The organism is Sphingobium sp. RC1 (assembly GCF_059738765.1).
Window position 1 is genome coordinate 231,458 of record NZ_AP027306.1, and the last position, 22,773, is coordinate 254,230.

A 22,773-nucleotide genomic window follows, 5' to 3' on the forward strand; every position below is an offset into this window, starting at 1 on the left:
TCTTCTTTTGAAGAAAAGAGAGCCCTTCGACCAGCTCAGGGCGAACGGTTCGTTGTTAAATGACCAGGTTGACCAGCCTGTCGGGCACCACGATCACCTTCTTCGGGGTCGCACCGTCCAGCGTCCGCGCCACATTGGGCGCTGCCAGGGCGAGCCGTTCCAGCTCATCCTTGCTCGTCCCCTTGGGCACGGTGATGGTGTCGCGCAGCTTGCCCATGACCTGGCAGGCAATCGTCACCTCATCCTCGACCAGCAGCGCCGGATCGACCTGCGGCCAGGCGGCGTCGGCGATCAAGCCTTCCCCACCCATGTCCGCCCAGGCTTCCTCCGCCAAATGAGGCGTCATCGGCGCGACCAACAGGGCCAGCGCCCGGATCGCCGCGCTGCGGCTCGCCGACGGCTTCGCCTTCTCCACCGCATTTGTCAGCTCATAGATTTTCGCCACCGCCTTGTTGAAGGACAGCGCCTCAATATCCTTGGCAATGCCGTCGATCGTCTGGTGCAGCTTGCGGTCGAGCGCCTTGTCTTCACCCTCAGCCGCCTCGTCCGCCTCTCCAAACAGCCTCCACAGCCGGTTGATGAAGCGCCAGCTGCCCTCAATGCCGCTTTCGGTCCAGGGAAGGTCGCGCTCCGGCGGACTGTCGGACAGCATGAACCAACGCACCGCGTCCGCGCCGTATTGGGCGATGATGTCATCGGGATCGACGACATTCTTCTTGGACTTGGACATTTTCTCGACGCGACCAACCGTGACCGGACCACCGCCATCGACCATGACGATCTTTTCCCCCTGCCGCGCTACGTCGTGGGGGGCGAGCCACGTGCCTTCAGGCGACTTGTAAGTCTCGTGCGTCACCATGCCCTGCGTGAATAGGCCAGTAAACGGCTCAGCAAAGCCCAATTGCCCCATATGCTCCAGCGCCCGCGTCCAGAACCGCGCGTAGAGCAGATGCAGGATCGCATGTTCCACGCCGCCAATATATTGGCCGACCGGCAGCCACTTCTCGACCGTCTCACGGTCGAACGGCTTGTCCTTGGGCTGGCTGGCGAAGCGGATGAAATACCAGCTGGAGTCCGCGAACGTGTCCAGCGTGTCCGTCTCGCGCCGCGCCGCCTTGCCGCATTTGGGGCAATCGACATGCTTCCAAGTCGGATGCCGGTCGAGCGGATTGCCGGGAATGTCGAAGCTGACATCTTCGGGCAGCACCACCGGCAGCTGATCCTTGGGCACGCCCACCACGCCGCAATCGTCGCAATGGATGACCGGGATCGGCGTCCCCCAATAACGCTGGCGCGACACGCCCCAATCGCGCAGGCGGAACACGGTCGTGCCGGTCCCCCAGCCGCCCTCCTCTGCGCGGCGGATGATTTCGGCCTTGGCGTCCTCGACGCTCATGCCATTGAGGAAATCGGAATTCACCAGGCGGCCCGGCCCCGCATAGGCCTCGTCGCCGATCCCCTTGTCCTCATCACCCTCGGCCGCGACCACGCGCTCGACGGGCAGCATATATTTGCGCGCGAAATCCAGGTCGCGCTGGTCATGCCCCGGCACCGCCATGACGGCGCCCGTGCCATATTCCATCAGCACGAAGTTCGCGACGAACAACGGCAGCTTACGGCCGGTAAAGGGATGGATCACCGATCGCCCGGTATCATAACCCTTCTTCTCCTGCGTCTCGATCTCCGCAGCGGCAGTGCCGCTATGACGGCATTCCTCAGCGAACGCAGCCAGACCCGCATCCTTCGCCTCCAGCGCCAAAGCAATCGGATGGTCCGCCGCAATCGCCGCAAAGCTGGCACCGAAGATGGTGTCGGGCCGGGTCGAAAAGACCTCCAGTTCCCCGATGCCATCCACAGCCTCGTCGAGCTTGAACCGGAACTGCAAACCGACCGACTTGCCGATCCAGTTCTCCTGCATCAGCCGCACCTTTTCGGGCCACTGATCGAGCGTCTTCAGACCGCTGAGCAAATCGTCCGCAAACTGCGTGATCTTCAGGAACCACTGGCTGAGCTTGCGCTTCTCAACCAGCGCGCCCGAACGCCAGCCCTTGCCGTCGATCACCTGCTCATTGGCCAGCACGGTCATATCGACCGGGTCCCAGTTGACCGCGCTTTCCTTCCGGTAAACCAGCCCCGCTTCCAGCATGTCGAGGAACAGCGCCTGCTCCTGCCCATAATAATCAGGCTCACAGGTGGCGAGCTCACGGCTCCAGTCCAGCGCAAAGCCCAGCTTCTTCAACTGCGCCCGCATCGTCGCGATGTTGGATCGGGTCCAGTCGCCCGGATGCACCTTCTTTTCCATCGCGGCATTTTCCGCCGGCATGCCAAAGGCATCCCAGCCCATCGGATGCAGCACTTCATGCCCCGTCATCCGGCGGAAGCGCGCCAGCACGTCGCCCATCGAATAGTTACGCACATGGCCGATATGGATGCGCCCGGACGGATAGGGGAACATCTCCAACACGTAGGAACGTGGGCGGTCGCTCGTATCCGACGCCTTGAACGTCTGCTTCTCGTCCCATACGGCCTGCCAGCGGGCATCGGCCTCAAGCGGGTTGAAGCGCCTTTGCATTTGTTCACGTCCTCAAAATGCATGCGGGCTGAGCTCTTCCAAGCCCAGCCCCCGGTTGTTCAAGAAATTGGAAGAAAAGGAAGAGCTTATCCCGCGATCGCCATGCGGCGCAGGTCGCGCGCCTTGGTCAGGATGATCTCTTCCAGCTTCTGGACCGTTGCAGCCTGAACCGGCGCATCGACCCACTGCCCGCCCTGATTGACCTGGCGGCTGGCCGCAACGCGCAGCGCGTCGGCGCGCAGATCCTGGTCCAGGATCGATACGGTCAGCTTCATCCGCTCATTGGGCGTGTTCGGATTGGCGTACCAGTCCGTGACGATCACGCCGCCATTCGAATCCGTCTGCACCATCGGCATGAAGGACAGCGTGTCCAGCGTCGCGCGCCACAGATAGCTGTTGACGCCGATCGTCGTCACCTTGGACGCGGCCAGATCGGCTTTGGGGCGCTCCTTGGACCCGCCACCGCAAGCGGCAAGCGGCAAAAGTGCGGCCAGCAGCAGACCGGCGGAAACAGAAGCGGGTAGGCGGCGGACCATCAGGGCATGTCCCATATTGAATAAAAACGCCCCGCTTCTATAGAGAAGCCGTGGCAATGGGCAAGGGGGCCGTGGCAGCGGTTGAAACGCTTGGCCGCCAGCCGCGTTATTGGACTCTGTGTGTTCCGTGCAACAGCCCGGACAAAAAGGTCATGACGTACTACCCATCGCGGCCCGACGGGTGTACAGGTTTTGAAAATAAGTCGGTGGGGAAGAGATTCGCGTTATGCGCATGAATAGGGGATATTTGGCATTGGCAAGCGCGGCAGTTGCCGTCGCTGGCTTTATGCTGTCTCCCGCTATTGGCGCCGCAACCGATCTTGTCCGGCTCCGCGCCGATGTTCCCGTTTCGCTCGGCGCTCTGGGCAGCATTTCCTCCTTCACGCCCACGACCAAGGATCCGCGTCTGGCTGCTGCCTATGCCCGGATCGCTGCCTCGGCCGGGCGTCAGAATTTCCGCTTCACGCCGACCAGCGGCTCGCTCAGCGGGCAGCGTTCGGTGACGGTGATGGTCCGCGCCGCCGATCTCAACGATCGCGTCACCGTCAGCCGCACGATCGACCCGGTCGGGATTGCGCCCGTCGCCTTCAGCCTGAACAATGCGCATAACTGGCGCAAGTTCGCCCTGCCCGAAGCTGTCGGCCGCAAGGAGCTGGATCCGGTTTCGATCGAAGAGATGGCTGGCGCAAAGAATTTCTCGCTGGATCAGGGCAGCAAGAACCGCTTCAGCACCAAGGTGATGATCGAAAGCCGCCGCGATCCGGCCGCTGCGGTCAAGAGCCCCAATGCGGACAAGGATTATTCACTGGATCTCGCCAGCTCCTATTCGCTGACGCGCAACCTTAACGTCACCGCCGGCCTACGCTACAACAACAGCGTCATCGGCCGCCTGACCCCGATGACCGACGAGCGCCAGGATAACCAGGCCGTCTATCTGGGTACGGTGTTCAAGTTCTGATCCGAGCCCGGGTGCGGCCGTCCGGCTTCTGAAAATTTGAGTGTTTAGCCCGTGGTAGGCGGTCGCAACCGTCCCCCGCGTTCAACCTAAATCCTCCCTGCGCCAAAGGCGTGGGGAGGGGGACCGCCGTAAGGCGGTGGAGGGGGAACTGCGCGACCTCCGCCCACTCTTCCCCGCAACCATCGGCTATGCTCCCGGTCCCTGCCCAGGCGCGCGATGAAACCAGATGCCCTCTGCAAGCGACCAAAATGGACATTTACCAGCCACGCGACGCATTGTAGTTCAGCGGTATAAAGCGGATGATTACGCAGTATAGCTCGCTAATGGATGCAGGCATTTATGGGGGGATAATGACTGGATTGGCAAAAAGTCAGATCGCTCAAATGGCGCGATACCATGCATGGGCAACAGAGCGGCTTTTGTCTTCGGTCGAGCCGTTACCGGAGGAAACTTATAGGCAAGAGTGCGGCCTGTTTTTCGGATCGATCCACGGCACGCTGAACCATCTGCTGCTGACAGACAGCGAGATCTGGTATCCGAGATTTGCTCAGGATCACTCAACAAGTCTGTCGCTTGATGTTGAGCTGGAGAGTGACCGGGCAGTCTTGGCGTCGCGGCTTTCCGCTGCGGCCAGCCTATGGTCCGGATTCGTTGACGGTCTTACTGAAGCTTCGCTGGCTGGTGATCTTCGATACAGGATGACAACTGGACAGCCGCGTGTTCTCCCCATGTCGGCAGCGCTCCTCCATGTCTTCAACCATGCGACCCACCACCGGGGTCAAATCACCGCCGCCCTCTCTATCCTTGGCTTTGAATACCAGCCGCTCGATTTGCCTTTTCTGGTTTTTTCCGAATTGACCTCGTCGTGATGGCTGAGACGGCGGCATTCCAGCGATAACAAGGTCATGAGCCGGTCAAAGCAAGACATTCCCCTCCCGCTGGCGGGAGGGGTTAGGGGTTAGGGGTGGGCGCGGGCAGAACAAGCCTTCAGCTTAGGCCGTTGGAACCGCCGCTAATGTCGCGCCAACCCACCCCCCAGCCCCCTCCCGCCAGCGGGAGGGGGGGAGCGCACCCCCCAATCCCCGTCACCCCACCCAATCCCCCCGTCAAACCATCAATCGCCGCCCATCCCGAAGCCCCCAACCCTTTCAGCATCCGCCGATGCCCTGCCCTAACCCCGCCCAACGCGAAAACCGGCATCGTCGCCCTATGCGCCAACGCCGCAAATCCCGCCCGCCCCAGTACGCGTCCACCCGGATGCGAGCGCGTGACAAATAACGGCGACAGAAACACAAGATCCGCCCCCGCACACCCGGCCGCCTGCAACTCACGCGCATTGTGAACAGCCATGCTATGCAACATCGGCCGAGCAGCCCGCCCCGCATCCGGCCCATGCCAGCCATCGGCCCCCCAAGCCGCCGCCTGCCGCGCCGACCCAGCCAGCATCAGCATCAGCCGCCGCTCCCTGGCAACCTCTGCCACCTGATCAAACAATGCCCGCCGTTCCCCAGCCATCGTCCGGTAATGCCGGAAAACAATGCCCCCCCGCCCGCGTGGCAGCCGCTCCGCACTCGCCAGCAGCGCCGCCGCCGGGACCCGTTCGTCGGTCATCAGCCAAATCGAGGGATAATTTTTGCGGTGGCGGGCTCTCATCGCCCTCGCCTATAGCAGCCCCCATGACGACCGACAGCATCGATGCCGCGAACCGCCTGAACGCCGTGCGCGAAACCATGGGCCGCGCCGCCCGCCTCACTGACCGTACCGCTGATGACATCACTCTCATCGCTGTTTCCAAGACACAGGATGCCGCCGCCATCCAGCCGCTGATCGCCGCCGGGCAGCGCGTCTTTGGCGAGAACCGGGTTCAGGAAGCGCAAACCAAATGGCCTGCCCTCCGCGAGCAAACGCCGGACATCACCCTGCACCTCGTCGGCCAGCTTCAATCCAACAAGGCCGCCGACGCCGTCGCCCTGTTCGATGTCATCCATTCGCTTGATCGCCCTTCCCTGCTCACCGCCCTTGCCAAGGCGATGGACGCGGCGGGCAAGCAAGTCCCCTGCTTCATTCAGGTCAATATAGGCGCGGAAGAGCAGAAAGGCGGCTGCCCGATCGCGGAAACCCCGTCCCTGATCCGCGCCGCACGCGACGCTGACATCCCCTTGGCAGGCCTGATGTGCGTGCCGCCCGCCGACGTTGAGCCCGCGCCCTACTTCGCGTTATTGGCAAAGATAGCCCGCGATGAAGGCCTAGATCAGCTTTCCATGGGCATGTCGGGCGACTTCGAAACAGCGATCATGCTGGGCGCGACTCACATCCGGGTCGGCACCGCCCTGTTCGGAGAAAGGCCCTCCCCCGCCCGCCCTGTTCCGGCGAGCGGGAGAGGCATGATCAAAAACTCCCGCGAAGCGTAATGCCGTAGGTGCGGGGTTCAGCCAGATAGGCCGAGATCAGCTGGTTCGCCATCGGTGCGCCCAGCGCGAACTGGCCGGTCGTCGATGTCGATGGGCTGCTCGATTGCAGCGGGCTGCTGAAGGCCACCTGGGTATAATCCTGGTTGAAGATATTCTGGCCCCAGAATTCCACCGCCCAGCGCTGCTGCGGCCCGCGAACGCCCACCCGCGCGTTGAACACCGCATAGCCGTCCTGCCGCTTTTCGGGGAACAGGTCGGACCCGGTGTTAAAGTCACTGGTCATGCGCCCATCGATGTAGAAAAGCGCCGACAGCCCGCTAGTCCCGATCGCAGGCGTCCAGGACGCGCTGACCGTCGTCACGACCTCGGGCGCTTGGCTGTTGATCGACCCGGGCAACAGGAACAGCGCCGGATCGAGCGGCACCGATCCGTCGCCACTGCCCACCAGCCGGTTGGCGAACTTCGCCCGCGCATAGGTGAAGCCACCCGCCACGCGGACGTTGCGCACCGGGGATGCGGCCAGTTCCAGTTCGACGCCCTGACTGATCAGCCCCGGCCCGACATCGCCGCTGTCACAGGTGCGGCTTGCGGAAAGCCCGCCGTCACAGCCGTTGATATTCTGGACGACAAAGCTGGTGCCATTGAAGGTGTTCAGCTGGAAATTCTTAAACTCCTGCCGGAACGCCGCGATGTTCACGCTCCACTTGGGCTGCGTATATTTCAGGCCCACTTCGAACGCATCGACCTTCTCCGCCGCAAAGCGCAGGCTGGTCACATCCGCATTGCTACGTGGCGAAAAGACGGCAGGAACGGGGTTCAGGCCCGTCGATCCCAGCTGGAAGCGGTCCAGATTGTAACCGCCCGCCTTGTAGCCCTTCGAATAGCTGCCATAGACCAGCATCTCGTCCAAAGGCTTCCACGACAGCACGGCCGTGCCGGAAAACTCGCCATTGCTGATCTTGTCATTGAGGTTCAGCGCGTTGAGCCCGGTCGAACCGTTGCCCAGACAACCCAGCGTCAGGATGCCCTGCGCCAACGCAGCTGCGCTCCCCAGCGCAGGCGTGGTAGCGATCTCGAACAGATCGTTCAGCGCGCCTGGATTGCGCGTCTGCAACGCGGCACAGGTCCCATTATTATTGTTGAAATCCGCCGAGAAACGCTTGCTCTCATGCGTGTAGCGCAGGCCCAGGGTCAGATCGAGCTGCTTGGTGATGTGGATGATGTTGTGGGTGAAGAGTGCCCAATTCTCGCTCTTCTGGTGATAGAGCGAGGCAACATCGCCGGTGCCGCCGGGAATCGCCGCCAAGGCGCGCAGCCCATTCCCAAGGCCAGTTGAAAGTGCGCCCGCCGCGCCTGCTCCGATAGCGGGGGTCAAGCCAGCATTGAGCTGCGCCTGCGTCCCGGTGATCAGCGCCTGTGTCGCCAGACCACTGCCACACGCCGCCAACTGCTGCGCCGTCAGGTTGCTGTTGACCCCGGCCCCCGCCATCAGGCGGCAGGCGGCAAAGCGGCCATAGTCCTCGCCAAAGACGATATTGTCCTCCAGCGTCAGCTTCTCATGCGCATAATAGCCGCCGACCAACCAATCGAGCACCTCGCCAAAGGCCGAACCCTGCGCGCGCAATTCCTGCGTGAATGTGCGGAACTGCCGGTAGGTGTTGGGATCACGGTACAGCAGGTCCGCGCCGCTATAGTCATAATCGCCATAATCCTGGCTCTTATAATTGCGATAGGCCGTGATGCTGGTCAGCTTCGCACCGCCCAGATCATAATTGACCTCCCCGGACAGGCCCCAATCCTTGACCTTGCTGACATATTCGCGTCCCGGCGTGATCGTCAGCTCGCGATCATAGGGGTCGGACGCGAAGACGCTGCCCTGCCCGGCAAGGATCGCGGCGATGCGGTTGAACGGCGCCGTGCTGTACCCGCCACCAGCCACCGGCCGCCGCTCGCGCGTTTCGATATAGGCCGCGCCACAGCAGCTTTCGTCGCGATTGGTGTAATCGCCAATCAACCGGATCGACAGCGCGTCATTGGGCTCGAACAGCGCCTGTCCGCGCACGAAATAGCGATCGCGATCGTTGGTTTCGCCAACCTTGTTGCCGCTCGTGTCCACCAGGTCGTAAAAGCCGTCCCGCTTGGACCATACGCCATCCAGGCTCAACGCCAACTGGTCACTCACCGGGCCGGTGATACGCCCCGCCAGCCGCCAATAATCATAATTGCCGTAAGTGACCTCGGCCTTGCCACCCAGTTTGAATTCGGGTGCCTTGCTGATGACGTTGATCATACCCGCCGAAGCGTTGCGCCCAAACAGCGTCCCCTGCGGCCCGCGCAGCACTTCGACGCGCTCGATCTCACCCAGTTCATTAAGCCCCGCACCTGTGCGAGAGCGGTAGACGCCATCGATGAACAGCGCGACCGAGCTTTCAAGGCCCGGATTGTCACCCACCGTGCCGATGCCACGGATGCGGGCGGACGCATTGGCTTCCGACCCGGTCGATGACACGAGCAGCGATGGCGCCAGTTGGTTGAGCGCGCGGATATCGCTCGCGCCGCTATTCTGCATCGCCTGGGCCGTGACGGCCGACACGGCGATCGGCACGTCCGACAAAGGGCTGGCGCGGCGCGTCGCGGTAACGATGATGACGCCGCCATCCTCTTCGGCGGCGCCCTGGGGAGGCGCTTCCTGCGCCCCAGCATGAGAAACCGATCCTGCCAGCGCGATCATGCCAGCGGACAACAGCCATAGATTCTTCTTGTTCATGGGACCCTTCCTCTCCTGCAGCGCATGGCTTTCCCATGTCGGCTTTAGGAGTGCGATTATGCGGACACAGCAGGTCAAAGGCAAGACAAGCGAGCCTTCCCAACCCTTTGTATCCGGGCGTTGATCTTATTACAGACCCCTGTGGTATAGCAGCAACAGCTTAACACCTCGTTTCCGTAGCGTTGCTAGCCTAGCGGAAAGCGCAGCATCCTGTCCGCGACCGGCACCATCGCCATCGCGCCCGGCCCAACCGCGCGACGTATCTCGCCATGCCCCGCATCCAGTCCCCCGGTCAGCGATCCGAGCGCGGGCAGAATCAGCTTGGACGAAGATCCCACGAAGCAGCGCCGCGAAACGCGCCGCCCACGCAGGGAAAGGCGCAATTTGGGGTGAAAATGCCCCGAAATCTCGGGACGCGGGTCAACCGGATCAGCTTCATGCCGCAGCCAGACGCCATCAACTTCCGCTTCCGCCATGCGCCGCCCTCCCGGTGTCGCATCCATGCCAGCATCATGATTGCCGGTAATCCAAAGCCAATCGAGCCGCTCCGTCAGCGCTTCGAGCCGATCGCGTACGCGCGCTGGCAGCCTCGCCGCCCCATCCGCATCATGGAAGCTGTCGCCCAGCGACCAGACGGCACGCGCCCCCGTCCGAGCCACCAGCGCCTCGATCACGTCCAGCGTCGCCTGACTGTCATGGGGCGGCAGGAACTGACCAAAACGGCTGAACCAGCTCGCCTTCTCGAAATGCAGGTCCGCCACTAGCAACGCCGATCGCGCCGGCCAGAAGAGCGCCGCTTCAGGCAGTGCCAGAAACTCGTGACCCGCGAACGAAAAGGGAACCATGCCCCGCCTATGCGCGCTCGCGCCCGGCCTTTCAAGAGGAGCGTGAAGCGGCTATGGGCGCGGGCATGGCTCCGCCCTTCACCATCGCCGCGCTCTATCGCTTCGCCACCTTTTCCGAACCAGAAGGACTGGCGACCGAATTACGGACGTTGTGCGCGCAGCTCGGGACCTGCGGCACGCTGATCCTGGCGCAGGAAGGCATCAACGGCACCGTGGCGGGCAGTGAAGAGGCGATCGGCACGCTCATATCGCATATCCGCACGCTTCCGGGCTGCGCGGACCTCGACGTCAAATATGCGTCCACCGATGAACAGCCCTTCGCCCGAATGAAGGTAAAGGTGAAGGCGGAGATCGTAACGCTGGGCGCGGGCGATCTGGACCCCGCATCGCAGGCGGGGCGCTATCTCGATCCTGCCGAATGGAACGACCTGATCGCCGACCCCGCCACGATCGTCATCGACACGCGCAACGCCTATGAAGTCGCGGTCGGCAGCTTCGAGCGCGCGATCGATCCCGGCACCCGTTCCTTCCGTGATTTCCCCGCCTGGTTCGACAGCTTCGCGGCGCAACTCCGCGATCAGGGCCGCACCCCTCGCATCGCCATGTTCTGCACCGGCGGTATCCGCTGCGAAAAATCGACCGCGCTGGTGCGTTCGCGCGGATTTGAGGATGTCTATCATCTGCGCGGCGGCATCCTGCGCTATCTGGAGGAAATGCCGGAAGAACAAAGCCGCTGGCAGGGCGACTGCTATGTCTTTGACGAGCGGGTTTCGGTCGGCCACGGCCTCGCCCCCGGCCAGCATGTGGTCTGCCGCGACTGTGGCCTCGCTCATCAACAGGACGCCGCGCATGATTGCCCGGCGGGTGACGCCGCACCCTAAACCATATAGCGATGCAACCCCGCCCCATGCTCCCTTAACCAGGCACGGGCAGGCTTGGGGTCCTCCCCCAATATCTGCGCATGGGCGGCATGGAATGCCGGACTATGATCCATGTGCAGCAAATGAGCGAGCTCATGCGCCACCGTCGCCCGCCGGACATGCGGCGGGCACAGGATCAGGCGCCAGCTGTAGCGGATCGCGCCACTCGACGCGCAACTGGCCCAGCGGCTGCGCGGATCGCCAATGCCGACCGATGCCACGATCAAGCCATGATCGCGCGCCATCGCGTGGCTCTCCACTTCCAGCACTGCCCTCGCCCGCGCCTTCAGCCAGCGCAGCACGCGCGGACCAACCGACTCGCGCATCCCGCCCAGCAGCAGGCGATCACCCTCCACCCGGACGGTGCGGGACGCGTCAGCGACCCAACAGACACGCACATCCCGCCCCTCCAGCGGAAACAGCACGCCATCGTCCAGCATGACCAGCGCAGGCCGCGCCGCCATCTGCGTCCGAACCCACCCCTCATGCCCCTGCGCCCATCCCAGCGCGCGATTCAGATTGGCCCGCATCGGCAGCGACAGCCGCAACTCGCCACGCGCATGGTCCAGCGACAGCCGATAGGCCTTCGCCCTCGCCGAACGCCGGATGCGCACTGGAACGGCAATGCCGTCGATAACGATGCTGCTGTCAGATTTCCCGGTCGACAAGATGATTTTCCCAGTCGCCCGCGTCCGCCTCGGCAATCGTCCAGCCGCGCACAGACTCTTGCGCACGATGCACCGCCTCCCGATCGCCGCTGATCAGATAGTGCCAAGACGGCAGCGGCTTGCCTTCGCCACGCAGCCGATAGGCGCAGGTACGCGGAAGCCAGCTGATCGTCTTCACCTTCTGCGGGGTCAGCCTGACGCAATCAGGCACGAACCGCCGCCGTTCGCTGTAATTGCTGCACTGCCCACTATGCCGGTCGAGCAGGCGGCAGGCGACGTTAGTCGGGTAGACGCGGCCCGTATCCTCATCCTCCGCCTTGTGCAGGCAGCATTTGCCGCAACCGTCGCACAGCGCTTCCCACTCCGCGCGGTCCAGCTTGTCGAGGGGCTTTTCCCAGAAGTTCAAACCGTCACTTGACCCATTTTTCCAGGAAGGCGCGAACCTCGTCCGCTGTCCCTTCCTGCTTGTCCGCCGTTCCCGGATCGTCCACCGGAACCAGAGCCACGGGCTGGCCGTCCGGCCCGAAAAGATAGGGCGTGCGGCTATGGCCTACCAGATAGCCGCTGGCCCCTTGCGCCTTTTCCTTGGTGAAGATGACAACGAAATCCTTCGCCACCTTCGCGATTTCCTCGGGCGTGCCGGTCAGGCCGATCAGCCGCGGGTGAAATGCCGCCACATAAGTCTTCAGAACCGCAGGCGTGTCACGCTCCGGATCGACGCTGATGAAGATCGGCTGCACCTTCGCCGCCCGCGCCGCATCCGCCTTCTCGAACTGCGAAAAGCCCTGCATGATATGCTGCAAATCCAGCGGACAGACGTCGGGGCAATAGCTGTAGCCGAAATAGACCAGCCGGTACTTGCCCTTGAAATCGTCCCACCGCACCTTCTTCCCGTCCTGGTCGGTCAGGGTAAACGGCGCCCCAATCCGCGCTCCGGCGAGATCGCCGCGCGTCCCTTCCATCTCGCTTGATGCATTGCCGCCAGCGCCCATATTGCAGGCGGCCAGCAGGACGGTGAGCGGCAGGACGAAGGAACGGATCGCTTTGTTCATGGCGCCGCCAGCCATGCCCTGCTATGGGCGCTATTGCAAATGCCAACGGGGCTTAAGGACGATGATGAAGGCTTTTACGGCTTGGATGGGCGCAGGCCGCGCGGCTGCTCTGGCACTCGCGCTGCTGTCGCCGATTGCGGCTCAGGCGCAATTTTCGGACAGCTATAATTTCCTGAAGGCGGTCAAGGACGCCGACGGGCAAAAGGTCACCGATCTCATCCAGAAGCCCGGATCGACCGTCATCAACAGCCGCGACGTCACCAGCGGTGAAACCGCGCTGCACCTCGTCATCGCCCGTCGCGACAATACATGGCTGTCCTTCCTGCTTGCCAAGGGCGCCAATCCCAATCTTGCCGACAACCGGGGCAATACACCGCTCATGAACGCGGTGCAGGCCCGGTTCGAAGACGGGGTGCGCACCCTGCTTTCCGGCGGCGCGCAGATCGACAAGACGAATGGCAGTGGTGAAACCCCGCTGATCCGCGCGGTGCAGATACGGGACATCGGACTCGTCCGCCTGCTCGTCGCGCAGGGGGCGAATGCGGACAAGCGTGACACGATCGCTGGCATGTCCGCGCGCGACTATGCGGAACGGGACGCGCGCACCTCCGGAATTGTCGAGGTGTTGGCGGCATCGAAGCCGAAAGTCGCGCCTTCAGGACCGGTACAAGGACCGACTTTTTAAAAAACAATGGGCTTCGACAGGGCTCAGCCCGAACGGCCCTTTTAACGATTTCGGCAAGATAGATCTGGCCGCCATACGCCTTGTCTCACGCCCTCCGCCTTCCCATCTCCTCTCTATCATCCCAAGCCCGGAGAGGCAGGTTATGGAGCGCAAGAACGACATCGAGAAAGCTTGGGAACAGGCCCTCGGCAACATCTTCCAGCCCTATACGCGTGCGCCGCATGAAACGAAGAAGGCGCTGGAGTCATTCCATAGCGGCCTCACCAACAGCAGCTATGACATACGCCGTCACATGGCGCGGACAGCAGCGCGGCAGGGTTCAACGGCGCTCCATCGATTCCTGGCGGACGAATATTGGGGCAAGCACCCCCGCTAAGTGCATGGCGATGGCGGCTACCTGTCACCAGCCTAGTTCAGCGGCATGATCTGGGTCCGCCAATGCGGTCAGCCGCCGCGCCGCACGCCGCGCAAAGCGCAACGTCTCCGCTTTCCGCCGTGCCGCCGCCAGCGGTTCCACCGGCGCCGGCCGCAGCAATTCAGCATCATATTGATCAGCGACGATCAGGCCGGTGCGCGCAGGCCATAAAGCCTCGCTATCAAACAGCGACAGATCGAACCCCGAAGGCACCGCCCAGAAGAAACGATCACAATAGTCCAGATAATCCGGCCATTTCATGTCGCCCAGCAAGTCGGCGCGGCTGCACTTGATCTCGACGATGGTGATCCGCCCAGCACTATCCAGCGCCATGATGTCGGCGCGGCGGCCATTGGGCAACGGCACCTCCAATATCCCGCTCATGTCATGGCGGAAGAACAGCCGCAGCGTGCCCCGCGCGACGGCCAGCGCCGTGCCATCGGTCAGCGGGGAGCAGCCCCCCTGGGGAACTGGCATGGAAGAAACCGGACTCATTGCGCCATATTAGAACAATAAGGGAACAAAAGAAAAGGCCGATTCAGTTTCCTGAACCGGCCCCGCTGTCCTGATGTTTTGCGACCCGAGGATCAGCGATAGAAGATATGATTGTCGATCGCAGCCAGCTGGCGCTTGCCCCAGCTCGGCGAGACGCGGCGGGCATGGAAAAAGAGAGCGCCTTCGGCCTTGCTATCCCAGCTGTCCTGCATCGCGATCTGCGCGATCGCCACCGCTGAGCGCCAGCCCTGGCTGGCCATCGGGATCGCCGGCATGCCACGGCCACGCACGAAGCTGAACTGGCCCGGCTGATAGACGACGCCGCACAGGCTGTTGGCGAAACGGCCGGACTTCACCCGGTTGATGATGACACGGGCAACGGCCAGCTGGCCTTCCAGGCTCTCGCCCTTGGATTCGAAATAGACCGCTCCGGCTAGGCACTTCATGTCGCCTTCGACGGCTTCGGCTACGCCCTGTGCATCGACCAGAGCGGACAGATTGTCGGCGCGGACGTCGGGCGTTTCAGAAAGATTGGCCAGCGGCTGAGCGACTTCGCGCGGCGCGGCGAAAATAACAGCGGGCTTGGAAGCCGCCGGAGCTGCATTCAGCTCTGGATTTCCCGGAAGGGAGACGACCGAAGGAGCGACTTCGCTAGCGCTCGACATGTCGGCCGCAGTAACCGCTACGGTCGCGGTCAATGCAAATGCCGCGGCAGTCGCGGCCTTCAAACGAAAACTCATTACAACTCAGAAACATGCGGTTCTTGGCCAGAGACGTCGGGAAAAACCCCATCACATAATCGACGTCACGCCGCCCCCCGTCTGCGTGTTTACCTCGCCCGCCCCCCACGGGCGAATTTGGCAACCTGCGCGTTAAGCGTTGGGTGGGGCCAGTGCCTTTCCATCTGTTCAGAGTCAACGATCAACAGATCGTTTCAGCGGCGAACCGTTCCGCATCCGCGATATCGAGTTCCACGACCCACAGATCGGGGTCTGATCTGCGACGCCTCGCTATATATTGATTGAGGGAATCGCTTCCCTCATCCGGCGCGGGTCCGCAACGTTCCAACCTATATCCACCGGCAAAGTCGGAAACCCGCTCGAACAGGCCCATAGCCTGCCCTCTTTCAGCGGTTTCGATAAGGATTGCGCCGCTAATCTCATCGCCCTTCACCAGTACCGTGGCGAATCCGCCGACCCCGGCCGCGCGCCTTACCAGCACGCCGACCAGCATCGCGCTGGTCAGCCGGTCAGCCTGCATAGCCCGGCAGCGAAGACAGCGGAAATTGCGACCGCATGAAGGTGCCCGTTCCCCGGCCTACCTCTTCGCCGTCCATGTCGATCAAGCTCGCTTCGGCGACGAACACCCGCCGCTTGCCGCTAATCCACCGCCCTTCGGCCCGGATGCGGCCCGGCCCGATCGGGCGGGTGAACAACAAGTTGAAGGCAGTCGTCAGCAGAAATCGATCGCTGACAAGGCTGTTCGCCGCATAAAAGGCGGCATCATCCATCATCTTGAAATAGACAGTCCCGTGGACGGCGCCCGCCGCGTGGAATTGTTCTTCATCGACATCGAACTCGATGATTGAGCGGCCCGCTTCGGGAATCGTCAGCTCCGACCGGAACATCCGGTTGATCGGCGCGGAACGGTAGAGTTTCTCCAGCGCGCGGAAATGCGCCGCCTCGCCGCTCGGCGCGCCGTCCATCTCAGGCGGCGTCACGCGCTTCGCCACCGGCCAGCAGCGCGTGCAGCGCCTCGGCCGACTTCGCTCCGCGCAGCCGGGCGACATGCCCCTCATCACGCAGATAGCGCGACACGCGGGCGAGCGTCTTCAGATGTTCCGCGCCGCTATCGACCGGCGACAGCAGGGCGAAGGCGATGTCGACCGGCGCTTCATCGACCGCGTCGAAGGCAAGCGGGGGATTGAGCAGGACGACAACGCCCCTCATCCGGTCCAGACCGGGAATCTTTGCATGCGGGATGGCGACTCCGCCGCCGAAGCCGGTCGATCCCAGTCGCTCGCGCTCAAACAGCGCTTCCGATACAGCGTTCGCGTCCAGACCATAGGCGGACGCAGCCAGTAGCGCGATTTTCTGGAACAGCGGCTTCTTGCCATTCGCCGAAATGTCTGTTGCAAGTGCATGCGGCGCGACGATGTCGTTGAAATGAACCATGACCAACCTGGAACAGCCGGCATGCGCGCTGCCCCTTAAAAACCGCGCTTGTCCGGGGATATAAAGCCCGGCCCCATAGGCTGCCTGCCGCTCTGGGTCAATGGCAGCCCGGGGCCGGACCCCAGTGTCAGGCACCTGTCAGGCGCGCGCTTCCAACCGCGGTTCCACCCATCCGATCGTCCCGTCATGGCGGCGATAGACCATGTTATAGGCGGCCGTTCCGGCATTCAGGAACAGCAGCGCATTGGTGTTGCGCAGGTCCAGCATCATCACGGCGTCAGACACGCTGGCTTCAGGAATATCGACCCGCGTCTCCGCCACGATCAACGGCGCGTCGGCCGGTTCCTCCTCCTCCGGCGACGAAGCAAAGATGGTATAACCCGCGCCGTCCATGCCGTTCAGCTCATATCCATTGGCCCGCTGAGCCTCTGCCGCAATGGCTTGGGGGTGGCGGTCCTTCAGGCGGCGCATGTACCGCCGCAGCTGCCGTTCGATCTTTTCCGCGGCCTGGTCGAACGCCGGATGCGCTTCCTGCGCTTCACCGGACCCTTTCAGGATAAGGCCGGTCATCACATGGCAGACGATATCGCAATGGAAGGCGCCGTGCGGCGCGGGCCGGAACGTGACATGAGCGGAAATCGTGCGCGAAAAATATTTCTCGGCCATGGCCTCCAACCGGGTCGCAACATGCTCCTTAAGAGCGTCGCCCGTATCGACCTGATGCCCGGAAACACGAATATCCATATGCCTTCTCCTTGTTCTTGCCGGGCTGCAGGAGGCAGTCCGGGTGGGCGAAGCGTGAAGGGCAGTATGTCAGCCAGCCTTCAAGCCTCCTCCAGCCAGAGCGGCTTTTCCAGCGTCGCGACAAACGCTGCATGCCTCTCCAGTTCCATCGCGCTGGCCATGAAAACCCGCGCGGGACGAACAGGGCGAACCGCGATACCGCTCGCAAGTTCCACCCGAATGGCGTCTTTATCCTCCTCCTGTGCAAGACCGAGGCCGATCTGACGGCCTCCCTTCAGCTCGATATACAGTTGCGCCAGAAGTTCAGCGTCCAGCAAAGCACCATGCTTGATGCGATGGCTGCGATCGATGCCATAGCGTGTGCAGAGCGCATCCAGGCTGTGCTTCGCCCCCGGATGCATCTGCCGCGCGATCGCGACCGTATCGATCATCCGGTGCATGCCGACTTCCGGCAGGCCGCACAGTTTCAGCTCATGGTTGAGGAAGCCAAAGTCGAACCGCGCGTTGTGCGCCACCAGAGGGCTGTCCTCCAGAAACGCCAGCAGGTCCTCGACTCCATGAGCGAAGAGCGGCTTGTCCTTCAGGAATATGTCCGATAGCCCATGAATCGCTTGGGCCGCGGCGGGCATCGCCCGCTGGGGATTATAATAAGCATGGAAGGTGCGGCCGGAAGGCACCCGGTTCACGAGTTCGATGCAACCGATTTCCACGAGCCGGTCGCCCGATACAGGGTCAAATCCAGTCGTTTCGGTGTCGAAAATAATCTCGCGCATGGACCTCTTCACACCGACTCTGCCGGGTTTTTCCTTATCGACCTGTCTTTGATCCAAGGCAAGCCGCCAAGCGCCTCACCTGTGCCTGTGTGGCGGCAAATGTGGTGCCTGTATGGATGATATAGTCCGCCCGCCGCCGTTTTTCAGCATCAGGCGTCTGCAAGTGCAGGATTCGGCGAAATTTCGCCGCCGTCATGCCCTTGCGCGCCAGCACGCGCTTGCGCTGCTTCCATGCGGGCGCCGTCACCACAATGACGCCGGCCAGCGTCCGCTCCATATGGCCTTCGAACAGCAAGGGGATGTCCAGTACGACAAAGGCGCGCGACCGGTGACGGCGCAGGAAAGCCATCCGCTCTTCCTTGACCGCCGGATGGACGATCGCCTCCAGTGCCTTGAGTTCCTGCGGATGCCCAAACACCGCCGCGCCCAGCTTCCCCCGATCCACACCCTGCGGTCCCGTCGTTCCGGGAAAGCGCGCCTCGATCGCGGGCAGCAACCTGCCGCCGGGTCCCTGCAACCGATGCACCTCGGCATCCGCATCGAACAGTGGCACGCCTTCTTGGCCCAACATGGCGGCCACGGCCGATTTCCCCATGCCGATAGATCCGGTCAGCCCATAGATCTTCATGGCCTTCAGGCCGCCAGCAGCAACGCGCGCAATTCATCATCCCGGTCGCGCGGCGCCTGCGCGTCAAAGAAAATATCGAACGCCAGCGCCGCCTGCCCGATCAGCATCTCCAGCCCGTCCAGCGCTTTCAACCCACGCGCTCTGGCGGCCTTCAGCAGCGGAGTCTCCAAAGGTGCATAGACAATATCATAAACCGTCGCGCCACTGGCCAGCGGCGACAGATCAAGATCAAGCACCGGCTGCCCCACCATGCCGAGCGAACTGGTATTGACCAGCAGATCGGCCGCCGGAAGAGCATCACCCATGCCGATCACCCGCCCCTTCACCTTCGCCCGGTCCAGCAACGCCTGCCCCTTGGCCGCATCGCGCACCATGACGCTAATGTCCTCCACCCCCAGACTCGTCAGCGCAAACAGGATCGCCCGCGCCGCGCCGCCCGCGCCGACCAGTACGGCGCTTGTCCCCGTCCACTTGTCGCGCAGCAGCGGCTGGAGGAATCCGCCCGCATCGGTATTGGTGCCGATCAACGGCCCGCCGGTCTCGCTGGCGATCGTATTCATCGCCCCGATCCGCTCCCGAACACCGCCCGGATCATCGGTATAGTCCATCACCGCGATCTTGTGCGGAATGGTGACATTGCACCCCAGCCAATCGGGATCGGCCCGCCGCTCCAGAAAATAGGCGGAAAGCCCCTCCGCCGTCACATGAGTCTTGCGATATTCCGCCTCGATCCCCAGGCAATCGAGCCAGAAATTGTGGATCAGCGGCGATTTGCTGTGCGCGATCGGATCGCCGATCACTTCGGCATAGGGGAGCTTGTCGGTCATGCTGGCAAAACGCCCCGGACGCGCAGAAAGTCAAGCAATGGCAGCAGCGGCAGCCCCTGAATCGCAAACTGGCTACCCTCAACCTTGCTGAACAATTGCACGCCCGGACCCTCGATCCGGTAATTGCCGACGCACCAGCGGCAATGCTCCCATTCCTCGTCCAGATACTTAGCTATGAAACTATCCGACAGGAGCCGGACGGTCATCCGCACCCGCTCGACATACCGCCAGATCGGCTCGCCGTTCAGCGCGATCACCGCCGCGCTGTGCAAATGATGCACCCGCCCCGACAACGACCGCAAGATTTGCTCTGCATCGGCGCGGTCCACCGCCTTGTCGATCATGCTGCCATCATCCAGGCTCAACGTCTGATCGCAACCCAATATCAACCCGCCGGGCACCCGGCGCGACACCCGCAACGCCTTCAATTCCGCCAGCGCATCGGCCAAAGCGCGCGCATCCAGCCCATCGCCCCGCAGCGCTTCCTTCGCCGCCTCTTCATCGACACCGGGCGACAGGGCTTCGAACGGGACCCCCGCCGCCTGCAACAGCGCCCTGCGGCTCGCGCTTTGCGACGCCAGCACGATCATAGGTCACTCCCCTCCGCCAATACGCGGTCGTTGAATAGATTGATGATCGCCGCCGCCGCTTCCTCGATCGATCGCCGCGTCATGTCGATCACCGGCCAGCCATTGTCGGCGAACATCCGCCGGGCAAAAGCCAATTCCTCCTGCACCTTATCCAGATCGACATAGCTCGTCTCCGGCGCCTGATTCAAAGACAGCAGCCGGTTACGACGTATCTGCACCAGCCGCTCAGGACTGACGGTCAGCCCAACGACCATCGGATGCTTCAACCCATATAGGCTGCGCGGCGGCGGCGACTGCACCACCAGTGGGATGTTCGCCGTCTTGTAACCGCGGTTGGCCAGATAGATGGAGGTCGGCGTCTTCGACGCGCGCGACACGCCCGCCAGAACGATATCGGCCTCCTCCCAATTTTCATGCCCCACGCCATCATCATGGGCGATGGTGAACTGGATCGCCTCGATCCGCGCAAAATAGGCTTCGTCTAGGATATGCTTGCGCCCCGGCCGGTTGCGTGTTTCCTGCCCCAATATGTTGGACAGCGCGTCCGTCACGCTGTCCAGCGCCGCGACATGGGGCAGGCCGAGCGCCCGGCAACGCGTCTCCAGCCTCCGCCGCAACTGGTGATTGGACAAAGTGAACAGCACCAACCCCGGATTGGCGGAAATCTCCTCCATGATCCGGTCAAGATGGACATCCGACCGCACCATCGGCCAGAAATGGCGCACGGCTTCCACATTTTCGAACGCGCCGATCGCGGCCTTGGCGATATTTTCCAGCGTCTCGCCGGTGGAGTCAGACAGCAAATGCAGATGGATACGCGACATGACGCATATCTCTGTGGGGAGCCTGTGGATAAAGCAAGGGATAGGTTGCGGGCAAAACTACCCCTTTTGGATAGTACCCATTGGCCGGAATCTTATCCACACACCCTCAACAGGCCCTCATTTTCATCCACAGTCTGTGGATAGCGTGGATGACCCGCACTGACTCGGTCCCGAATCCGTAGGCCTGGAGAGTCAAGCTGTTGGCAAATCCGGGCGCTGCGCATAAACCCCGCTACCAACTGCCCTACTATCTCCATCATCCTTTTAAGAATCTAAATAAGAGAGTTTATGACGGGACCAGATATCGGCCTTTCCGCCGGGCCTTCCAAGCCGCTGCTTTCCGTCTTGAAGGGGGAATGCCTTAGCCCGCCGCCCATGTGGCTGATGCGCCAGGCGGGCCGCTATCTGCCCGAATATAGGGCGCTGCGGGCTCAAAAGGGCGGATTCCTCGAACTCGTCTATGACAGCCCGGCCGCCGCCGAAGTCACGCTTCAGCCGCTGCGCCGTTTCGGCTTTGACGGCGCGATCCTCTTTTCCGACATTCTGATTGTGCCCTATGCCATGGGCCAGGATCTCTGGTTCGAAACGGGGGAAGGGCCACGCCTCGCCCCCATCCTCAGCGAAACGGAGCTGTCGGCGCTCAAGCCTGATCTCAGCCGCTATGAGGCCGTCTATGAGACCGTTCGGCAGGTGAAGGCGGCGCTGGACCCGTCCGTCACCTTTTTGGGCTTTGCAGGCAGCCCCTGGACCATCTCGACCTATATGGTGGCCGGGCAAGGGAGCAAGGATCAGGGCGCGGCTCGTCGTCTTGCCTATCAGGACCCTGAACGCTTCGGCGCGATCATCGACGCGGTCATTGAATCTACCGTCACCTATCTTTCGGGCCAGATCGAGGCAGGGGTAGAGGCGGTGCAACTGTTCGACAGCTGGGCAGGCAGCCTCGCGCCGCTTCAGTTTGAACGCTGGGTGATCGAACCCAACCGGCGCATCGTCGAAAAACTCAAAAGCCTGCATCCCGATATCCCCGTCATCGGCTTTCCCAAGGGCGCGGGCGCCAAGCTCGCCGATTATGCAGCGGGCACCGGCGTCGATGCGATCGGCGTGGATGAAACCATCGATCCGCACTGGGCCAACCGCGTCCTGCCGCAAGGCTTGCCGGTACAGGGCAATCTCGATCCGCTGGCGCTCATCGCCGGGGGCAGGGCGGTCGAACAATCGGTCGACAATATCCGCGCTGCCTTTGCGGGCCGTCCGCATATCCTGAACCTCGGCCATGGCATTCTCCCCGACACGCCCATCGCCCATGTCGAAGCGTTGATCGCCTATGTCCGGCAAGGAAAGCAGAGCTGATGCCCTATCTTGGTGCCGCCTATCTGTGGGTGAAGGCCGCCCATGTCATCTTCGTCATCTTCCTGATGGCCGGATTGTTCATGATGCCGCGCTTTTTCGTCTATCACCACCAATGTGCCGTGGGATCGGATGAGGACCGCAAATGGATCGATCGCGAACGACGCCTGCTCAAGATCATCCTAAACCCCTCGCTGATCCTCGTCTGGGTCTTTGGCCTCATGCTGATGGTCGAAATCGGCGCCTGGCATTTCGGCTGGTTCCACCTGAAACTGCTCTTCGTCCTCGGCCTCTCCGCCTATCATGGCTGGATCGCGGGCTACGCAAAGAAGCTAGCCCGGGGTGAGCGCCCCTTGCCGGAGGGGAAGCTCCGTCTCATCAACGAAGTCCCGGGCATTGCCGCCGCGGTGATCGTCGTCGCGGTGATCGTCAAACCCTTCTGACACAAACCCCAACGCCGTCATCCCAACGCAGCCCTGATCACGGGCAATCACCCCACCCGTTCGGGCTGAGCTTGTCGAAGCCCTTCTCTTCTCTTGAAA

26 protein-coding genes and 1 pseudogene are annotated in these 22,773 nt (G+C 62.5%); 8 read left to right on the forward strand and 19 right to left on the reverse strand.

Going from position 1 to position 22,773, the window contains the following annotated elements; genetic code table 11:
- Positions 1–55 precede the first annotated feature (55 nt).
- Positions 56–2,572, reverse strand: a complete 2,517-nt coding sequence (leuS, locus tag AC6JBC_RS01140) for a leucine--tRNA ligase (protein WP_498024918.1) — start codon at positions 2,570–2,572, stop codon at positions 56–58.
- Between the two features lie 86 nt (positions 2,573–2,658).
- A complete protein-coding gene (locus AC6JBC_RS01145) occupies positions 2,659–3,108 on the reverse strand; it encodes a DUF3576 domain-containing protein (RefSeq protein ID WP_498024919.1) in 450 nt (149 codons plus the stop codon).
- A 226-nt stretch (positions 3,109–3,334) separates the two neighbouring features.
- Here AC6JBC_RS01145 and AC6JBC_RS01150 point away from each other — a divergent pair, with 226 nt between their 5' ends.
- Together AC6JBC_RS01150 and AC6JBC_RS01155 are read left to right on the forward strand one after the other, a co-directional pair.
- Positions 3,335–4,066, forward strand: a complete 732-nt coding sequence (locus AC6JBC_RS01150) for a hypothetical protein (protein ID WP_498024921.1) — start codon at positions 3,335–3,337, stop codon at positions 4,064–4,066.
- A 350-nt stretch (positions 4,067–4,416) separates the two neighbouring features.
- On the forward strand, positions 4,417–4,935 hold the full coding sequence (locus AC6JBC_RS01155; protein WP_498024923.1) for a DinB family protein: 519 nt from the start codon (positions 4,417–4,419) through the stop codon (positions 4,933–4,935).
- 235 nt (positions 4,936–5,170) lie between these two features.
- On the opposite strand, the pseudogene AC6JBC_RS01160 reads toward AC6JBC_RS01155, so the two are convergent.
- A pseudogene (locus AC6JBC_RS01160) lies at positions 5,171–5,719 on the reverse strand (thiamine phosphate synthase); the annotation flags it as partial.
- Between the two features lie 23 nt (positions 5,720–5,742).
- On the opposite strand from AC6JBC_RS01160, the gene AC6JBC_RS01165 reads away from it, so the two are divergent.
- The gene (locus AC6JBC_RS01165; protein ID WP_498024924.1) at positions 5,743–6,477 is read left to right on the forward strand and encodes a YggS family pyridoxal phosphate-dependent enzyme; all 735 of its coding nucleotides are present in this window, start codon (positions 5,743–5,745) and stop codon (positions 6,475–6,477) included.
- On the opposite strand, the gene AC6JBC_RS01170 is transcribed toward AC6JBC_RS01165, so the two are convergent.
- On the reverse strand, positions 6,455–9,244 hold the full coding sequence (locus tag AC6JBC_RS01170; RefSeq protein WP_498024926.1) for a TonB-dependent receptor: 2,790 nt from the start codon (positions 9,242–9,244) through the stop codon (positions 6,455–6,457). The two genes, AC6JBC_RS01165 and AC6JBC_RS01170, sit on opposite strands and share 23 nt — an antisense overlap.
- Positions 9,245–9,429: 185 nt before the next feature.
- Entirely contained in the window at positions 9,430–10,089 is a 660-nt protein-coding gene (gene pdeM / locus AC6JBC_RS01175; protein WP_498024927.1) for a ligase-associated DNA damage response endonuclease PdeM, read from the reverse strand.
- Positions 10,090–10,154: 65 nt separating this feature from the next.
- Here pdeM and trhO point away from each other — a divergent pair, with 65 nt between their 5' ends.
- On the forward strand, positions 10,155–10,970 hold the full coding sequence (gene trhO, locus AC6JBC_RS01180; protein ID WP_498024929.1) for an oxygen-dependent tRNA uridine(34) hydroxylase TrhO: 816 nt from the start codon (positions 10,155–10,157) through the stop codon (positions 10,968–10,970).
- Here the strand turns inward: trhO and AC6JBC_RS01185 are convergent.
- Genes AC6JBC_RS01185 through AC6JBC_RS01195 form a run of 3 tightly spaced genes read right to left on the reverse strand, consistent with a single transcriptional unit; the run spans position 10,967 to position 12,744 of the window.
- A complete protein-coding gene (locus AC6JBC_RS01185) occupies positions 10,967–11,677 on the reverse strand; it encodes a M48 family metallopeptidase (protein WP_498024930.1) in 711 nt (236 codons plus the stop codon). The genes trhO and AC6JBC_RS01185 overlap by 4 nt on opposite strands.
- Complete coding sequence (locus tag AC6JBC_RS01190) at positions 11,658–12,083, reverse strand: YcgN family cysteine cluster protein (protein WP_464787760.1); 426 nt, start codon at positions 12,081–12,083, stop codon at positions 11,658–11,660. Before AC6JBC_RS01190 ends, AC6JBC_RS01185 begins: the two co-directional genes overlap by 20 nt.
- A 4-nt stretch (positions 12,084–12,087) precedes the next feature.
- Positions 12,088–12,744 (reverse strand): SCO family protein, encoded by a 657-nt coding sequence (locus AC6JBC_RS01195; RefSeq protein ID WP_498024932.1) that lies wholly within the window; start codon positions 12,742–12,744, stop codon positions 12,088–12,090.
- Positions 12,745–12,814: 70 nt separating this feature from the next.
- On the opposite strand from AC6JBC_RS01195, the gene AC6JBC_RS01200 reads away from it, so the two are divergent.
- Both AC6JBC_RS01200 and AC6JBC_RS01205 read left to right on the forward strand, forming a co-directional pair.
- Entirely contained in the window at positions 12,815–13,414 is a 600-nt protein-coding gene (locus AC6JBC_RS01200) for an ankyrin repeat domain-containing protein (protein WP_498025970.1), read from the forward strand.
- 142 nt (positions 13,415–13,556) lie between these two features.
- Complete coding sequence (locus AC6JBC_RS01205; RefSeq protein WP_498024933.1) at positions 13,557–13,790, forward strand: hypothetical protein; 234 nt, start codon at positions 13,557–13,559, stop codon at positions 13,788–13,790.
- Between the two features lie 24 nt (positions 13,791–13,814).
- Here AC6JBC_RS01205 and AC6JBC_RS01210 read toward each other — a convergent pair whose 3' ends face one another.
- The 11 genes from AC6JBC_RS01210 to AC6JBC_RS01260 form a co-directional block, all read right to left on the reverse strand.
- A complete protein-coding gene (locus AC6JBC_RS01210; RefSeq protein WP_464787763.1) occupies positions 13,815–14,306 on the reverse strand; it encodes an MmcB family DNA repair protein in 492 nt (163 codons plus the stop codon).
- A gap of 110 nt (positions 14,307–14,416) precedes the next feature.
- Positions 14,417–15,064, reverse strand: a complete 648-nt coding sequence (locus AC6JBC_RS01215; RefSeq protein WP_498024935.1) for a cell wall hydrolase — start codon at positions 15,062–15,064, stop codon at positions 14,417–14,419.
- A 181-nt stretch (positions 15,065–15,245) separates the two neighbouring features.
- Positions 15,246–15,584, reverse strand: a complete 339-nt coding sequence (locus AC6JBC_RS01220) for a DUF1491 family protein (protein WP_498024937.1) — start codon at positions 15,582–15,584, stop codon at positions 15,246–15,248.
- Complete coding sequence (locus AC6JBC_RS01225) at positions 15,574–16,029, reverse strand: PaaI family thioesterase (RefSeq protein WP_464789212.1); 456 nt, start codon at positions 16,027–16,029, stop codon at positions 15,574–15,576. The genes AC6JBC_RS01220 and AC6JBC_RS01225 overlap by 11 nt, the downstream gene beginning before the upstream one ends.
- Position 16,030: 1 nt before the next feature.
- On the reverse strand, positions 16,031–16,498 hold the full coding sequence (locus tag AC6JBC_RS01230; protein ID WP_498024938.1) for a PTS sugar transporter subunit IIA: 468 nt from the start codon (positions 16,496–16,498) through the stop codon (positions 16,031–16,033).
- Between the two features lie 138 nt (positions 16,499–16,636).
- The gene (gene hpf, locus AC6JBC_RS01235) at positions 16,637–17,242 is read right to left on the reverse strand and encodes a ribosome hibernation-promoting factor, HPF/YfiA family (protein WP_449474533.1); all 606 of its coding nucleotides are present in this window, start codon (positions 17,240–17,242) and stop codon (positions 16,637–16,639) included.
- A gap of 80 nt (positions 17,243–17,322) precedes the next feature.
- Positions 17,323–18,015, reverse strand: a complete 693-nt coding sequence (dnaQ, locus tag AC6JBC_RS01240; RefSeq protein WP_498024939.1) for a DNA polymerase III subunit epsilon — start codon at positions 18,013–18,015, stop codon at positions 17,323–17,325.
- A gap of 34 nt (positions 18,016–18,049) precedes the next feature.
- The gene (coaE, locus tag AC6JBC_RS01245) at positions 18,050–18,643 is read right to left on the reverse strand and encodes a dephospho-CoA kinase (protein ID WP_498024940.1); all 594 of its coding nucleotides are present in this window, start codon (positions 18,641–18,643) and stop codon (positions 18,050–18,052) included.
- A 5-nt stretch (positions 18,644–18,648) separates the two neighbouring features.
- Complete coding sequence (gene aroE, locus AC6JBC_RS01250; protein WP_498024942.1) at positions 18,649–19,470, reverse strand: shikimate dehydrogenase; 822 nt, start codon at positions 19,468–19,470, stop codon at positions 18,649–18,651.
- Complete coding sequence (locus AC6JBC_RS01255) at positions 19,467–20,060, reverse strand: Maf family protein (protein ID WP_498024943.1); 594 nt, start codon at positions 20,058–20,060, stop codon at positions 19,467–19,469. The genes aroE and AC6JBC_RS01255 overlap by 4 nt, the downstream gene beginning before the upstream one ends.
- The gene (locus AC6JBC_RS01260; protein ID WP_196224922.1) at positions 20,057–20,884 is read right to left on the reverse strand and encodes a pyruvate, water dikinase regulatory protein; all 828 of its coding nucleotides are present in this window, start codon (positions 20,882–20,884) and stop codon (positions 20,057–20,059) included. The genes AC6JBC_RS01255 and AC6JBC_RS01260 overlap by 4 nt, the downstream gene beginning before the upstream one ends.
- Positions 20,885–21,172: 288 nt before the next feature.
- On the opposite strand from AC6JBC_RS01260, the gene hemE reads away from it, so the two are divergent.
- Positions 21,173–22,234 (forward strand): uroporphyrinogen decarboxylase, encoded by a 1,062-nt coding sequence (gene hemE / locus AC6JBC_RS01265; protein ID WP_498024944.1) that lies wholly within the window; start codon positions 21,173–21,175, stop codon positions 22,232–22,234.
- Positions 22,234–22,674 carry a CopD family protein gene (locus AC6JBC_RS01270; protein ID WP_460987066.1) on the forward strand — a complete coding sequence of 147 codons (441 nt, stop codon included), beginning with the start codon at positions 22,234–22,236 and terminating at the stop codon, positions 22,672–22,674. Before hemE ends, AC6JBC_RS01270 begins: the two co-directional genes overlap by 1 nt.
- Positions 22,675–22,773 lie beyond the last annotated feature (99 nt).